The 15,052-nt window shown below is 67.7% G+C and carries 11 protein-coding genes; 4 read left to right on the top strand and 7 right to left on the bottom strand.

Annotated elements, in window-relative coordinates; all coding sequences use genetic code 11:
* Positions 1-47: 47 nt before the first annotated feature.
* On the bottom strand, positions 48-536 hold the full coding sequence (locus tag AUL35_RS01805) for a histidine phosphatase family protein (RefSeq protein ID WP_062011392.1): 489 nt from the start codon (positions 534-536) through the stop codon (positions 48-50).
* 328 nt (positions 537-864) lie between these two features.
* Here AUL35_RS01805 and dksA point away from each other — a divergent pair, with 328 nt between their 5' ends.
* On the top strand, positions 865-1,281 hold the full coding sequence (gene dksA / locus AUL35_RS01800) for an RNA polymerase-binding protein DksA (protein WP_062011390.1): 417 nt from the start codon (positions 865-867) through the stop codon (positions 1,279-1,281).
* 50 nt (positions 1,282-1,331) lie between these two features.
* Here the strand turns inward: dksA and AUL35_RS01795 are convergent, their stop codons facing one another.
* Positions 1,332-2,837 (bottom strand): flagellar biosynthetic protein FliO, encoded by a 1,506-nt coding sequence (locus AUL35_RS01795; RefSeq protein ID WP_062011388.1) that lies wholly within the window; start codon positions 2,835-2,837, stop codon positions 1,332-1,334.
* Between the two features lie 293 nt (positions 2,838-3,130).
* Between AUL35_RS01795 and cckA the strand changes: the two genes are divergently transcribed.
* Complete coding sequence (gene cckA / locus AUL35_RS01790; protein ID WP_244493632.1) at positions 3,131-5,650, top strand: cell cycle histidine kinase CckA; 2,520 nt, start codon at positions 3,131-3,133, stop codon at positions 5,648-5,650.
* Between the two features lie 6 nt (positions 5,651-5,656).
* On the opposite strand, the gene AUL35_RS01785 is transcribed toward cckA, so the two are convergent.
* Positions 5,657-6,568 carry a pseudouridine-5'-phosphate glycosidase gene (locus AUL35_RS01785; RefSeq protein WP_062011384.1) on the bottom strand — a complete coding sequence of 304 codons (912 nt, stop codon included), beginning with the start codon at positions 6,566-6,568 and terminating at the stop codon, positions 5,657-5,659.
* On the bottom strand, positions 6,565-7,533 hold the full coding sequence (locus AUL35_RS01780; protein WP_062011383.1) for a PfkB family carbohydrate kinase: 969 nt from the start codon (positions 7,531-7,533) through the stop codon (positions 6,565-6,567). The genes AUL35_RS01785 and AUL35_RS01780 overlap by 4 nt, the downstream gene beginning before the upstream one ends.
* Positions 7,534-7,668: 135 nt before the next feature.
* Here AUL35_RS01780 and recA point away from each other — a divergent pair, with 135 nt between their 5' ends.
* Both recA and alaS read left to right on the top strand, forming a co-directional pair.
* Entirely contained in the window at positions 7,669-8,739 is a 1,071-nt protein-coding gene (recA, locus tag AUL35_RS01775) for a recombinase RecA (protein ID WP_062011381.1), read from the top strand.
* A gap of 263 nt (positions 8,740-9,002) precedes the next feature.
* Positions 9,003-11,657 carry an alanine--tRNA ligase gene (gene alaS / locus AUL35_RS01770; RefSeq protein WP_062011380.1) on the top strand — a complete coding sequence of 885 codons (2,655 nt, stop codon included), beginning with the start codon at positions 9,003-9,005 and terminating at the stop codon, positions 11,655-11,657.
* Positions 11,658-11,763: 106 nt separating this feature from the next.
* Here the strand turns inward: alaS and AUL35_RS01765 are convergent, their stop codons facing one another.
* The 3 genes from AUL35_RS01765 to AUL35_RS01755 all read right to left on the bottom strand — a co-directional run bounded on the left by AUL35_RS01765 (position 11,764) and on the right by AUL35_RS01755 (position 15,049).
* Positions 11,764-12,132: a hypothetical protein gene (locus tag AUL35_RS01765; protein ID WP_062011377.1), complete on the bottom strand. Its 369-nt coding sequence runs from the start codon at positions 12,130-12,132 to the stop codon at positions 11,764-11,766.
* Between the two features lie 134 nt (positions 12,133-12,266).
* Positions 12,267-13,481: an NADP-dependent isocitrate dehydrogenase gene (locus tag AUL35_RS01760; RefSeq protein WP_062011375.1), complete on the bottom strand. Its 1,215-nt coding sequence runs from the start codon at positions 13,479-13,481 to the stop codon at positions 12,267-12,269.
* Positions 13,482-13,669: 188 nt separating this feature from the next.
* Positions 13,670-15,049: a HAMP domain-containing sensor histidine kinase gene (locus AUL35_RS01755; RefSeq protein ID WP_062011374.1), complete on the bottom strand. Its 1,380-nt coding sequence runs from the start codon at positions 15,047-15,049 to the stop codon at positions 13,670-13,672.
* Positions 15,050-15,052: the final 3 nt, after the last annotated feature.

The raw sequence follows: 15,052 nt of genomic DNA, 5'->3' as shown, positions 1-15,052 counted from the left end.
GACCGGCGCTATATAAGGGGGCCTCGCGCCGATCGACAGGCGCGGTCTCAGTTCGGCGGCGTTAGGGACAGGAGCCGTCCTTCCAGCAGTCTGCCTGCCGCGTCGATGCCGAGCTGCATCGTGATCCAAGTCGCCGGCTTGATCCCCGAGGAGAGCCGCTCGTCGTTTCCCGGACACCAGCGCGCGACGAACGTCTCGATCGTCGGGTTGTGGCCGACGAGGAGAACGGGCGAGGCGGCGTCGCCGGCGAGACATGCCGCTTCGTAGGCTTCTACGCCCATCGCATAGAGATGATCGTCGTAACGGAGCGGCGGTTCGCCAAGAGCCGGCAGCAGCGGAACCAGGGTCAGACGCGCCCGCTCCGCCGTCGAGCAAACGATCCGTGCGACGTCGACGGGCCGATGCAGGAGGCGGTCCCGGATGGATTCGACCTCGCGCCGGCCGCGATCGTCCAGTCCGCGAAGATGGTCGCGCTCGCCCGGCACGGCGCGCGAGGCATGAGCATGGCGCAGCAAATGCACCTTGATCTCGGTCATGGCATCCTCCTCCCGATGTGCTTTCCTGAGCGAGACGCGCCATCCCGGATGGCGTTCCAGCTATCCGGCCTACAGCCATGCGAAAGGCGATCGGATTAAGTATGGAGCGAAACTAAGGGATGTGGGGTGAGAGCGCCGCACGCGCATGGCGAGAGGTGCCGGGCGAGGCGAGCGCGATCGCGCTACCTGCCGATGCGGGACGTTTCTGTCGTGCGATCAGGGGGTTGTGACGTCTTGGCGCCAATTTCGACCTGTCGATCACGTAACTTGTCCCCCCAAGCGAGCGTCGATATAAGCACGCGCAGCAGGCGCCTTCGGAGAACGCGACATGAGCGAAACCCTTCCCCTCGGTCAGGGCCTCCCCGAGGACGGGCCGTTCATGAACGATCGGCAGAAGGAATACTTCCGCAAGAAGCTCCTGGCCTGGAAGTCCGAGATCCTGCGCGAGGCGAAGGAGACGCTCGAAGCGCTGGCCAGCGACAACGCGAACCAGGCGGATGCGGCGGACCGCGCGTCGTCCGAAACGGATCGGGCGATCGAGCTGCGGGCTCGTGATCGCCAGCGCAAGCTGATCTCGAAGATCGATGCCGCCATCGAGCGCATTGATGAAGGCACCTACGGGTATTGCGAGGAGACGGGCGAGCCTATCAGCCTGAAGCGTCTCGACGCGCGGCCGATCGCCACCCTGTCGCTCGAGGCGCAGGAGCGGCACGAGCGCCGCGAGAAGGTTTACCGGGACGAGTAGATCGCCTTCGCGTCGGATGGGAAGGGCCGCGACTGCGGCCCTTTTTCGTTTCAGCGACGATCCGAGACGTCCAGCGTGAAGTCGTGCAGGAGACGTTCCATCTCCTCCTCCAAGGTCAGCGTGCGAGCAGGCGACGCGCTCTCGGCTGGCGCCTGCGGCGCCGCAGGTTCTCCGAGTTCGCGATCGGCTGGCGCAGGCTCCGCCGGGCGATGCGGTGCTTCGACCGGTGCGGGCTGAGGCCGCGCCGCGGCGACGGGCGGTGCCGCAACCGGAGTAACGGGCTGGTGTTCGACGGCAGCGACGGCGGGCGCCGCTGCCGGTGCCGCAACCGGCTGCACGGGGTTGGCGCGGCGTGCCTGGATCGTCGTCGCGAAGCTGCGCACCGAGAGCGGCTGGCGCTCGGAGGTTGCCCCTGCTTCTTCGGTCTCGTCCCTGCCTTCGGTCGCCGCGACATCCGCGGCGCGGAAGACCGCCGGCTGGCGCGGTGGCGCAACGGGCAAGACGGGTTCGACAGCCGGAGCGGCCTCCGCGACCGGTACGGGGGGACCCGCCTGCGCCAACGAATTGCGCGAGGACGCCGCGTCTTCGTCTTCGCTGCGGACTGACTCCTCGCTGCGCGGGTTCATCTGCTCGCTGCGCGGCGTTGGAGTCGGGAAACCCTGCGGCAGCGTTGGAGTCGCCATCGAGCGGGGCTGGACAGGCTGGACGGACGTCGTCGCCTGGGTCGGCGTTCCATCGCTCGGTTGCGGCAGAGCGCTCTGAGCCTCCGGCGCTGGCCGCGCCGCGGGAGCGGGTGCCTGGGGCGGCTGCGGCGCGAGCACCGTCGCCGTTGACTGAGCCGGAGCGGCAGACGGCGGACGGGCAGCCGGCAGCGCGCGCTGGGTCGTCACGCCCAGGAAAGCGGGAAGGGCGGGCACCGGTGTGTCGGCAGCCGTGTCGCTCCGCGCCTCGCTCGGAGCGCGAGCCGGGAGCGGCCGTTCGCCGACGCGTTCGCGTAACGCGTCCTGCGGGAGGGCGCGCGCCGCAGCCGGTGACGTGCGAAGGTCGGCTGGCTCGACCGGCTCCTCGCGGACCGGAGCGGGAGAGCGGACGATGCGCGTCGCGCTCGGCACGTTTTCCCGTGCCGTCGGCGCAACCGGGGGTGGTGCGGCCTGCGGCTTGACCGGTGGCACGCGGCGTTGCGGCATGGGCGGCCTCGGCTCGGTCGGCATGTCCGGCTCCGTCCGACCCGCTGCGGGCGCGTCGACCGGGCGCGTGCGCACGCGCTGGATCCCGCTCTCCACGACGAGGTCGTTCTGGCCGCCGATCAGAAGGAGATGCTCGGTGTCGTCCCGCCGCACGAGAACGAGCTTGCGCTTCGGATCCACCGGCGACACGTCCAGGATCGCGAGGCGCGGTGCCCTGGAGCGCCCGCCCATGCCACCCGTTCCGGCGAAGACGCGCTTGGCAAGCCCGATGATCACCAGTGCGAGCAGGATGACGATCGCAGCCGACACGACGACGCTCACGATGGGGGCCAGACTGTCGCCGACCAGACCGGCAAGCCACTCACGCATATGCTCTTCCTTCGAATGGGACCGAGGGCCGCATGCCGGTTACCTCGAAGCCATGACTGTTTCGGACGAGGCAGACACGACTCGGACGCCGCAAGGTCCGCGTCAGCCTCGTTCTGCACCTCCCGTGTATCATGGAGAACGCGACGGGTTGGCGCAAATTCGACGAAATTGCATGCGCATGGCGCCGTCTGCTCGTAAACCGCTCGGTAACGGCCTTCGAGGCCGTTCCGGGCAGATGGAGCGAGTCCTTGGAACAGCCGAGCCCCGTGGCTTCGATACGAGACGAGAAGCCCTTGATCGACCGTGATTCCACGCCCGGCGGATTGCGGCGGCTCCTGTTTCTGGCCGGATTCCTTTTCGTTCTGGCGGCCGCCCTCGCGCTGTCGCGACATGCCTACGGAGCGCCCGCGCTGGTCGCGATCTTCGGCCTGCTCGCGATGGTCGGCATCGCCGCGGTCTTCGCCCTTGCGCTCGGCCTGATCCGAATCGGCGACGGCGACCGCACCGGTGGCATCGGCAAGGACTTCCTGGACGACCTTCCGACGGGAACCCTGATCACCGACCGGAAGGGCCGCATCGTCTACGCCAATCGGGCCTATGGCGAGCAGACCGGCGCGTCGAGCTCCGCCGAGGTCCGCACGCTGGAGCGTCTCCTTTCTCGGGAACCCGAAGCCTCCGAGGCCATCTACCGCCTGGCGAATCAAGCGCGCGAGCGCGTCCCGGGCGAGGAGGAGTTCCGCCTCAGTCGCGACCTACGGCAAGGCGTCGCGCCGAGCCCGCGCTGGTATCGCGCGACCGTTCGCGCGCTCGGCCGCACGGGCGAGCCGCTTCTCGCCTGGACGATCGCTGACATCACCAGCGAGCGCGAGGAGCAGGAGACCTTCTTTCGCGATCTTCAGCATGCGATCGACTATCTCGACCATGCGCCCGCGGGATTCTTCGCGTCCGACGAGGACGGCCGCATCACCTATCTCAACGCGACCCTGGCGGCATGGCTCGGCGTCGACCTCGCCGAGTTCCGTCCGCAGACGCGGTCCATCAGCGAGTTCCTGACCGAGGAAGGGCGCCTCATCCTCTTGCGGGCGCAGGCCGCCGCTTCGGGCAACGAGGTCGCGACGCTCGACCTCGATCTCGTCACCGCGGCAGGCCAGAGACTTCCCGTCCGGCTCCTGCGCAACTCCAGCCGTCGCGTCGACGGACGCAGCAAGCTGACCCGCACGCTCGTCCTGAACCAGCGTCCGAGCGGCGAGGGCGATCCGGCGCGTGCGGCCGAGGTGCGCTTCGTGCGCTTCTTCAACTCCTCGCCCATGGCCATTGCGGCCCTTGACGCCATGGGCCGAGTGCTTCGGGCGAACGCGGCCTTTACGAAGCTGTTCGGCGAGGCGGCGGCGCTCGGCGGCGTGATGATCACCGATTGCGTGCGCGACCAGAACCGCGAGACCATCCGGCAGGCACTTCTGGCCGCCGTGCGCGGGCAGGCCGGCATTCCCGCGCTCGACGTCCAGCTCGCAGGCGAGGCTGCGCGCGCCGCGCGTCTCTACGTCAGCGCCAATTCCGACATTCACGACGGGTCGGGCGAGGTGGCGATCCTCTACGGCGTCGACATCACCGAGCAGCGCGCGCTGGAGGAGCAGTTCGCGCAGAGCCAGAAGATGCAGGCGATCGGCAATCTGGCCGGCGGCATCGCGCACGACTTCAACAACGTTCTCACCATCATCACCGCATCCGTCGACTTCCTGCTCCTGAATCATCCGACGGGCGATCCGTCGTTCCAGGACCTCATCCTCATCAAGCAGAGCGCCAACCGCGCCGCCTCGCTGGTGCGCCAGCTTCTGGCCTATTCGCGCCGCCAGACCATGCGTCCCAAGATGCTGAGCCTCACGGACGTGATCGCCGACATGCATCTTCTCCTGAAGCGCATCTCCGGTGACCTCGTGAAGCTGGAGCGGCGGCACGCGCGCGATCTCTGGCCCGTCATGGCCGATATCGGGCAGTTCGAGCAGGTCATCACCAATCTCGTGCAAAACGCGCGCGACGCGATGCGCGAGAGCGGCACGGTGACGATCAGCACCCGCAACGTCGAGGCGGCCGAAACGGCCGGCTTCGGCTATGCGGAACTGATACCGGCCGACTACGTGCTGGTGGAGGTGGCCGATACCGGCTCCGGCATGCCGCCCGAGGTGGCCGAGCGAATCTTCGAGCCCTTCTTCACGACCAAGGAGATCGGCAAGGGCACGGGCCTCGGCCTGTCGATGGCCTACGGCATCATCAAGCAGTCCGGCGGATTCATCTTCGTCGACTCGGTGATGGGCGAGGGAACGACGTTCCGCATCTTCCTGCCGCGCCACGTCCCGAGCGAGGCCGTTCTTTCGCTGGAGAGCGCGGCTGCCGGCGCCAGTCAGGCCTCGGCTGCGGCAGCCGCAAAGGACCTGTCGGGCACGTCCTCGATCCTTCTCGTCGAGGACGAGGACAACGTTCGCTCCGGCAACGTACGCGCCCTCAAGATGCGGGGATACGAGGTGCACGAGGCAGCCAGCGGCCTCGAGGCGCTCGACGTCATCGACGAAATCGAGGCCGAAGGCGGTCATATCGATCTTGTCGTATCCGACGTCGTCATGCCGGAAATGGACGGACCGACGCTCCTGCGCGAGATGCGCAAGCGTCGGCCCGACCTCAAGTTCATCTTCGTCTCGGGCTATGCCGAGGACGCCTTCGCGAAGAACCTGCCCGAGGGCGAGAAGTTCGGTTTCCTGCCCAAACCCTTCTCGCTCCGCGAGCTGGCCGTCGCGGTCAAGACGGCGCTGGAGGAGTAGCGGGCGTCAGCCCTTGGCGAGCGCGGTGGCGATCGCTGCGGCAAGGCGCGCGTTGGACCGCACCAGTTCGATGTTGCTGGCGAGCGATCGCCCGTCGCTCAGCTCGAAGATGCGCTTCAGGAGGTAGGGCGTCGTCGCCTTGCCGAGAATGCCCGCACGCGAGGCGTCTGCCAGCGCCTGGTCGATCCAGCCACCGATCGTGCCGCTATCGATCTCATGCTCTGCCGGCAGCGGGTTGGCGATGAGCATGCCGCCCTCGATGCCGAGGGACAGGCGCGTCTTCTGGAAACTCGCGATGGCGTACGCATCGTCGAGACGGATCGGCGTCGCGATGCCGGAATCGCGCGACCAGAAGGCCGGAAGCTCGTCGCAGCCGTAGCCGACGACCGGCACGCCCTTTGTTTCAAGCACTTCGAACGTCTTCTTCAGATCAAGGATCGCCTTGGCGCCGGCCGATACGACGATCACGGGCGTGCGCGCGAGTTCGTCCAGATCCGCCGAGATGTCGAAGCTCGTCTCGGCCTCGCGATGGACGCCGCCGATGCCGCCGGTCGCAAAGACGCGGATGCCGGCGAGATGCGCGCCGATCATGGTCGCCGCGACGGTGGTGGATCCGGTTCGTCCGGCGCTGACGGCGTAGGCAAGGTCGGCGCGCGAGAGCTTCAGGACGTCGCGCGCCTGTGCCAGCCTCTCGAGGTCCGCATCCTCCAGACCGACGCGGATCTCGCCGTCCATGACAACGATCGTGGCCGGCTCGGCGCCATTCTCGCGAACCAGCGCCTCGACGCCGCGCGCCATGGCGAGGTTGTCGGGCCACGGCATGCCATGCGTGATGATGGTCGATTCGAGGGCGACCACCGGCCTCCCCTCGGCGAGCGCGGCTGCGACCGCTGGAGACGGACGATAGGAATGGGTCATGCGACAGGGTCCTCGATGAAGGGAAGGGCGGGCGGCAGCGCTTTGGCGATGCGGGCCGCCCGGGACGCGGTCTCCGGGCCGAGGCCCTCGGTGATGCGAAGAGCCGAGGCGGCGAGCCCGAGGCGCACCGCGCTTGCGAGCGGATGGCCACCGGCATAGGCGAGGAAGGTGACGGCCGCCAGCGTGTCGCCAGCCCCGGTGACGTCGCGCACGTTCGTGATCGAGGCCGGCCGCTGGTGGAATGCCGCCGTCCCGTCGATCACCATAACGGCGCGTGGTCCGTCGGTGACGACGCCGCGCCGAACCCCGAGAGTGCTCAGCGCCGCCCGGATCTCACCGAGCGGGCCATGGCAGCCCGTGAGCGCCCGCGCTTCGGCGAGCGACAGGAAGACGAGGTCCAGATGGGGAGCGACCTCGCGCAGCCGAACCACTTTTTCGGGTGAGACCGCAATGGCTGCCCGCAAGCCCTGCGTCCGCTCGCACAGCGCCTTGAGGGTCGGTGCGGAAAGGTTGGCGTCCACCAGCAGCGCCGAAGCCGAGGCCAACCCCTCGCGCAGATGGCGGCGCGACAGGGCGCGCGGCGTCACCATGTCGTAGATGGCCATGTCGGCGACACCTGCGACGAGTTCGCCCGTATCGTCGAGGATGGCGGTGTAGCTTGCGGTCTCGCGGTCGAGCCACACGATGGCCTCGTCCTCGATCCCGTGCCGGGCCAGCTCGTCGATGACCGCGGCGGCACCCGCATCGCCGCCGCGCGCCGAGACGAGCCGGACCCGCGCGCCGAAGCTGCGAAGGGCGACGGCCGCGTTCAGCGACGCGCCGCCGATGCTCTCCCGCAGGACGCCGGGATTCGAAGCGCCCGGCCGAAAGGACACGCTGCTGCGCGCGATCCGGTCCACATGCGCGGCGCCGACGAGTAGCATTCCGCCGACCGGGAAGCGCGCCGTACAGCCGACGTCCGTCACCGGCACCGATCCTGCGTGAAAAGGATGTCGATGCGGAGTTCGCGCCTTGCGGAATGAGAACAAAACGTGTACATATTCGTCATCGCCGGCGTGATTGCGCCCCGCTTCTCCGCGTGAAATAAGGTCTCTTGCCCCATGGCACAGAACTCGCTTCGGCTCGTTGAGGAAACATCCGTGGATAAGAACAAGGCGCTCGACGCAGCGCTTTCGCAGATCGAGCGCGCCTTCGGCAAGGGCTCGATCATGCGCCTCGGCGCGACCGAGAAGCTCGACATCGAAACCGTGTCCACCGGCTCGCTCGGCCTCGACATCGCGCTCGGCATCGGCGGCCTGCCCAAGGGCCGCATCGTCGAGGTGTACGGCCCCGAATCCTCGGGCAAGACGACGCTGGCGCTCCATACCGTCGCCGAGGCCCAGAAGGCCGGCGGCATCTGCGCCTTCGTGGATGCTGAGCATGCGCTCGATCCGGTCTATGCCCGCAAGCTCGGTGTCGACCTCGACAACCTCCTGATCTCGCAGCCCGACACGGGCGAGCAGGCGCTGGAAATCGTCGATACGCTGGTTCGCTCGGGCGCGATCGACGTTCTGGTCATCGACTCGGTCGCCGCACTCACCCCGCGCGCCGAGATCGAGGGCGAGATGGGCGAGTCGCTGCCCGGCATGCAGGCGCGCCTGATGAGTCAGGCGCTGCGAAAGCTGACCGGCTCGATCTCGCGCTCCAAGTGCATGGTCATCTTCATCAACCAGATCCGCATGAAGATCGGCGTCATGTACGGATCGCCCGAGACGACCACGGGCGGCAACGCGCTGAAGTTCTACGCCTCCGTGCGCCTCGATATTCGCCGCATCGGCGCGATCAAGGAGCGCGAGGAGGTCAAGGGCAACCAGACCCGCGTCAAGGTCGTCAAGAACAAGCTCGCCCCTCCGTTCAAGCAGGTCGAGTTCGACATCATGTACGGCGAGGGCGTGTCCAAGATGGGCGAGCTCATCGATCTCGGCGTGAAGTCGGGCATCGTCGAGAAGTCGGGCGCTTGGTTCTCCTACAACTCCCAGCGCCTCGGCCAGGGGCGTGAGAACGCCAAGCAGACGCTGCGCGACAACAAGGATCTCGCGCAGGAGATCGAGGCCGCGATCCGCCAGAACATGGGCCTGATCGCCGAGCAGCTTCTGGAAGGTGGTCCCGAGGATAGCGACGGCGAGGTCTGACGGCTTCTCGCCCGACCGATGGAAACGAGGCGCCCGCGCAAGCGGGCGCCTTTTTCATGCGTCCCGTCTCCGAGCTCAGTCCCGCTCGATCATCACGCGCAAACGGCACCGGCTCCGTGTTCGGCGGTCCCCAGATATGCGTGCCGACGTCCCGCAGGAGCGACATGGACAGAGCGGATGCGCGCCGTTAAAAACCGGCGCTCGGACGGTTCCGGCGCCTTGCGCCCCCAACATGCCGTCCGGTTCTCGAAGAGGTTGAGCGGATGAGTGGCGTCAACGAAATCCGGCGGACGTTTCTGGACTACTTCGCGGCGAACGGACACGAGCCCGTCGCCTCGTCGCCGCTCGTGCCGCGCAACGATCCGACCCTGATGTTCACGAACGCCGGCATGGTGCAGTTCAAGAACGTCTTCACTGGTCTCGAGAAGCGCCCCTACACCCGTGCGACGACGGCACAGAAGGTCGTGCGGGCCGGCGGCAAGCACAACGACCTCGACAATGTCGGCTACACCGCGCGCCACCACACCTTCTTCGAGATGCTCGGAAACTTCTCGTTCGGCGACTACTTCAAGGAGGAGGCGATCAGCCTCGCCTGGAACCTCGTCACGAAGGAGTACGCACTCGACAAGTCGCGGCTGCTTGTCACCGTCTATTCCGAGGACGAGGAGGCGGCGCGTCTCTGGCGTTCGATCGCCGGCTTCTCCGACGACCGCATCATTCGTATCCCGACCTCGGACAACTTCTGGACGATGGGCGAGACGGGCCCCTGCGGTCCATGCTCCGAGATCTTCTACGACCAGGGCGAGAGCGTCTTCGGCGGACCTCCGGGCTCGCCGGACGAGGACGGCGACCGTTTCCTGGAGTTCTGGAATCTCGTCTTCATGCAGTTCGAGCAGGTCGCGCCGGGCGAGCGGCTGAACCTGCCCCGGCCTTCGATCGACACGGGCATGGGCCTCGAGCGCATGGCGGCCATTCTTCAGGGCGTCCAGTCGAACTACGAGACCGATCTGTTCCGCCGCCTGATCGGCGCCGTCGCGGAGGCGATCGGCTCGCGTCCCGAGGGCGACGCGCTCGCCTCGCACCGCGTGATCGCCGATCACCTGCGCGCGACCGCCTTCCTGATCGCCGACGGCGTTCTGCCCTCCAACGAGGGTCGCGGCTACGTGCTCCGCCGCATCATGCGTCGCGCCATGCGCCACGCAAAGCTGCTCGGCGCGCGCGAGCCGGTCATCTACAAGGTCCTGCCGGCGCTCGTGTCCGAGATGGGCCGGGCCTATCCCGAGCTGGTGCGCGCGGAGCAGCTGATCTCCGAGACGCTGAAGCTCGAAGAGAAGCGCTTCCTGGCCACGCTCGATCGCGGTCTCGTGCTTCTCAACGAGGCAACGGACGGCATGGGCCGGGGTGACAAGCTCGACGGCGAGGTCGCCTTCAAGCTCTACGACACCTACGGTTTCCCGCTCGACCTCACGCAGGACGCCCTGCGCGCGCGCGGGGTGTCGGTCGATCTCGGCTCCTTCCAGGCGGCCATGGAGCGCCAGAAGGCGGAAGCGCGGGCGAGCTGGGTCGGCTCCGGCGAGGCGGCGGACGAGAGCGTCTGGTTCGCCATTCGCGAGCGCGAGGGCGCGACCGAGTTCCTCGGCTACGACACCGAGCGGGCCGAGGGCGTCGTGCGCGCCCTCGTTCGCGGCAAGGAGGAGGTCCGTAGCGCCTCGGCCGGCGAGGAAGTCGCCGTGGTCCTCAACCAGACGCCGTTCTACGGCGAGTCCGGTGGTCAGGTCGGCGATACGGGCGTGCTCACTGGTGAGGGCGTACGCTTCCGCGTCGGCGATACGCAGAAGGTCGCAGGCGGCCTCTTCGTGCATCGCGGCCGGGTCGAGGAGGGGACGCTTCAGGTCGATGCGCCGCTTGAACTCGTGGTGGACCATGCGCGTCGCACGCGCATCCGCGCCAACCACTCGGCCACCCACCTTCTGCATGAGGGTCTGCGGGAAGTGCTCGGCACGCATGTCGCGCAGAAGGGCTCGCAGGTCTCGCCCGATCGTCTGCGCTTCGACTTCTCGCATCCCAAGCCACTTGAGCCCGCGGAACTGGCCGAGGTCGAGGCGCTTGCCAACCGCGTGATCCTCGAGAACGCGCCGGTCGAGACGCGGCTGATGGCGGTGGACGATGCGATCGCGCTCGGCGCTATGGCGCTGTTCGGCGAGAAGTACGGCGACGAGGTCCGCGTCGTGTCGATGGGACGCCCGGGCGAGGGTTCGAACCGCGCGGCCTACTCGATCGAGCTATGCGGCGGAACGCATGCGCGCGCCACCGGCGACATCGGTCTCGTCCATGTGGTTTCCGAGGGCGCGGTCGGCGCGGGCGTGCGTCGTGTCGAGGCGCTGACGGGACAGGCCGCGCGCGACTACCTTCTGGAGCAGGATGCTCGTGTGCGCCGTATCGCATCCGCGCTGAAGGTCGGTCCGGCCGAGATCGGGGACCGTGTCGAGCAGCTCGTCGAGGAGCGCCGCAAGCTCGAGCGGGAGCTGACCGAGGCCAGGAAGCGTCTCGCCATGGCGGGTGATGGAAACGTCGCAGCGCCCGCCGCGCGCGAAATCGCAGGCGTTTCCTTCCTCGGCCGCGTACTGGACGGAGTCGGGGCGAAGGATCTCAAGGGGTTGGTGGACGAGGCAAAAGCCTCGCTTGGGTCCGGGGTGGTCGCCTTCGTGGGTGTGGCGGACGGAAAGGCCAGCGTCGTCGTTGGCGTGACCTCCGATCTCACCGAGCGCTTCAGCGCCGTCGATCTGGTCCGTGCCGCTTCCGAAGCGATCGGCGGCAAGGGCGGCGGAGGACGTCCGGATATGGCACAGGCAGGCGGACCCGAGGCAGAAAAAGCCGGCGACGCCATAGGTGCGATCGAGGCCAGACTGGCAGCCTGATCCAACGAACGGGGTGTCGCCACGGCGCAGCCGAATCGTCATCGGCCCATCCGACAATTCGGATAATTGAAAAAGGGGCGCCGTCCGGCGCCCCTTTTCCTTACGGTCAGCCCGCGTAATTCGGGAACGAGGCGACCTCGGCGGCCGACGTCTTGAGGGTCAGGCGGTTGCCGTCCGGCGTGAAGCGGTCGATCGGGATCACCTTGCTGCCGGTAAACCCGGTGGTCGAACCTTCGAAGTCGACGACCAAGGCAACCGGGGTCTTGGCATCGGTGCCGAGCACCTTCTCCACTTCCCCGAGCTCGACGCCATCGCCTGGCTTGAGAACCTTGGCGTCCTCGATAGCGTCGACGGACTTGTTCCAAGGCATCAGCATGACGTTCTCGCCGACCTCGACGAGGGCGGCGTCCTGAGCCTGGACTGCGGCGCCGGACATGAGGAGGGCGGCGGTGGCAGCAAGAAGCAGACGGTTCATTCAGAACTCTCCATCGGAATTGATGGATCGCTAACGACCGTTTCACGCGCGAGGTTCCCGAGCGACCGACGAGCCTGAAATGAAAAACCCGGCCGAATGGGCCGGGCTCTTTCGCTTCGATCTGGTCTGACGCCTCAGGCGGCCATCGCCGTCTTTAGGTTCTCGTCGATCTTGTCGAGGAAGCCCGTCGTGGAAAGCCAAGGCTGGTCGGGACCGATGAGCAGCGCGAGGTCCTTGGTCATGTGACCGGCCTCGACCGTGTCGATGCAGACCTTCTCGAGCGTCTCGGAGAAGCGCTTCAGCTCCTCGTTGCCGTCCAGCTTGGCACGATGGGCGAGGCCGCGCGTCCAGGCGAAGATCGAGGCGATGGAGTTGGTCGAGGTCTCCTGGCCCTTCTGGTGCTGGCGGTAGTGACGCGTCACCGTGCCGTGCGCGGCCTCCGCCTCGACGGTCTGGCCGTCCGGCGAGAGAAGCACCGAGGTCATCAGGCCGAGCGAGCCGAAGCCTTGCGCCACGATGTCGGACTGCACGTCGCCGTCGTAGTTCTTGCAGGCCCAAACGTAGCCGCCCGACCACTTGAGCGCCGAGGCGACCATGTCGTCGATCAGGCGGTGCTCGTAGGTGAGCTTGCGCTTGTCGAACTCAGCCTTGAACTCGGCGTCGAAGACCTCCTGGAAGATGTCCTTGAAGCGGCCGTCATAGGCTTTGAGGATGGTGTTCTTGGTCGAGAGATAGACCGGGAAGTTACGGAGCAGGCCGTAGTTGAACGAGGCTCGGGCGAACTCGCGGATCGACTCGTCGAGGTTGTACATGGCGAGCGCGACGCCGGCGGACGGCGCCTGGTAGACCTCATGCTCGATGACCTGTCCGTCCTCGCCGACGAACTTGATCGTGAGCGTGCCCTTGCCTGGGAACTTGAAGTCCGTCGCGCGGTACTGGTCGCCGAACGCGTGACGGCCGACGACGATCGGCTGGGTCCAGCCCGGCACGAGGCGCGGCACGTTCTTCATGATGATGGGCTCGCGGAAGATCACGCCGCCCAGGATGTTACGGATCGTGCCGTTGGGCGACTTCCACATCTTCTTGAGCTTGAACTCCTCGACGCGCTGCTCGTCGGGGGTGATCGTGGCGCACTTCACGCCGACGCCGTGCTTCTTGATCGCGTTGGCGGAATCGATCGTCACCTGATCGTTGGTCGCATCGCGATTCTCGACCGAGAGGTCGTAATATTCCAGGTCGATGTCGAGATAGGGGTGGATCAGCTTGTCCTTGATAAGCTGCCAGATGATCCGGGTCATCTCGTCGCCGTCGAGTTCCACGACCGGGTTTGCGACCTTGATCTTCGCCATCGTGCTGGGATTCCTCTGGGGTTGGCGGCCCGGCCGAACGGCGGGCATCGGCGGCGCGGCGGCGCGAGGTCGCCGGCATGGGGCGGCTATACCACCCGAGCCCCGACGCGCAAAGGCAGGCGGCCTTAGCGGGCGCCGTTGCTCCGACGCGCGGGACGGCACGTTTTCAGAGGCCCCGGTCCGGTTGTTCAGGCCGGCTCCACCGGGGCGGGAAGCGTGAGTGTTGCGAGGAGACCGCCCCTATCGCCGCGCCGGAGATGCAGCGACCCGCCGTAGAGTTCGGCGATCTCGGACGTGATCGGCAGTCCGAAACCGTGGCCGGGCAGTGTCTCGTCGAGCCGTGCGCCCGGCTTCAGCACGCGGGCGATCTCGTCTGCCTCCAGGCCCGGCCCGTCGTCGGCGATCGAGATCGTCACGGTGCGTCCGCTTCGGGCCGCTCCGATATCGACGCGGCCGCTCGCGTGCCGGCAGGCGTTGTCGAGGAGATTTCCGAGCATCTCGTCCAGATCCTCTCCGTCCACCGCAACCGCGAGATGCTGCGGCACCGCGAGCGAGATGGCGACCCGCGATCCCGACATGAACTTCTCGAGCATGTCGGCGAGGTCCTTGGCGTGCGAGGCGACCGGCGTGCGGTGGCGGATCGGCCCGCCCTGCGCGGCGCTCCTGGCCCGACGGAGATGGTGGCGGATGCGCCGGTCCATAAGTTCCGTCAGCGACTGCCACTCGCGCCGCATCGGCCCGTCCGGAAGGCGAGCGGCCTGCGCGCTGAGCGTTGCTAGCGGGGTCTTCAGACCGTGCCCCAAATTGGCCACGTGGCGCCGCGCCTGCCGCAGCGTTTCCGCGTCATGCTCGATCAGCGCGTTCAACTCCTCGGTCAAGGGGCGCAGCTCGGCCGGCTGCGGCCCGTCGATCCGCTCGCGCCGGCCGGCGCGGATCTCGGCCAGCATGCGCCGCAGGCGGTCGAGCGGGCTCAGCGCGAAGCGCACCTGCACGGCGATCGCGGCGCCGAGACCGATGCCGAGCAGGCCAAGGGTCAGCGCGATCGTCAAAGCTGCGTCGCGGAGCGGGGCCCTGATCGCTTCCAGCGGTGCCGTGGCCGTCAGGACGATGCCTCCGTCTGGTCCCGGCAGCGTGCGGCTGCGCGCGACGAGGGGCTGGCCATGCGGCCCCGTCAGATCGGTCAGCCGGTTCGGTGGACCCCGGCGCCCCGCCTCCGGCGCAATGGGAGGCAGGGGATCGCCGTCGAGGTTCGGCGAGGCGTCGAGAATGCGCCCTCCCGATTCGATCTGCCAATACCAACCGTTGGGGCCGCGCCCGTCAGGTGGCCCGTCGGGCGGTCCGTCGAAGGGGGCACGGCGAAGATGGCGCGGTTCTCCCTCACGGGGTGGTGCGGGGCGCTCGAGCTCCGCCTCCAAGCCGGCGATCTGCAGGTCGAGGCGGCCGGCGATGTCGGCGCGCACGAAGCGTTCGAGGAGGTCGTTCATGACGTAGCCGGTCGCGGCGATCGCCAGCAGGATGAAGATCGCCGCCGACGCAAGAAGCCGCTCGCGCAGGGAGCGTCCGGCCAAGGG

Origin of the sequence: Aureimonas sp. AU4 (assembly GCF_001463765.1) — a bacterium.
Taxonomy (GTDB): domain Bacteria; phylum Pseudomonadota; class Alphaproteobacteria; order Rhizobiales; family Rhizobiaceae; genus Aureimonas.
This window is presented reverse-complemented; position numbering and strand designations above follow the sequence as displayed.

Coding starts and splice junctions, on each gene's coding strand:
- AUL35_RS01805 (WP_062011392.1), bottom strand. CDS start 536: ATGACCGAGATCAAGGTGCATTTGCTGCGCCATGCTCATGCCTCGCGC.
- AUL35_RS01795 (WP_062011388.1), bottom strand. CDS start 2,837: ATGCGTGAGTGGCTTGCCGGTCTGGTCGGCGACAGTCTGGCCCCCATC.
- dksA (WP_062011390.1), top strand. CDS start 865: ATGAGCGAAACCCTTCCCCTCGGTCAGGGCCTCCCCGAGGACGGGCCG.
- recA (WP_062011381.1), top strand. CDS start 7,669: ATGGCACAGAACTCGCTTCGGCTCGTTGAGGAAACATCCGTGGATAAG.
- alaS (WP_062011380.1), top strand. CDS start 9,003: ATGAGTGGCGTCAACGAAATCCGGCGGACGTTTCTGGACTACTTCGCG.
- AUL35_RS01760 (WP_062011375.1), bottom strand. CDS start 13,481: ATGGCGAAGATCAAGGTCGCAAACCCGGTCGTGGAACTCGACGGCGAC.
- AUL35_RS01785 (WP_062011384.1), bottom strand. CDS start 6,568: ATGACCCATTCCTATCGTCCGTCTCCAGCGGTCGCAGCCGCGCTCGCC.
- AUL35_RS01765 (WP_062011377.1), bottom strand. CDS start 12,132: ATGAACCGTCTGCTTCTTGCTGCCACCGCCGCCCTCCTCATGTCCGGC.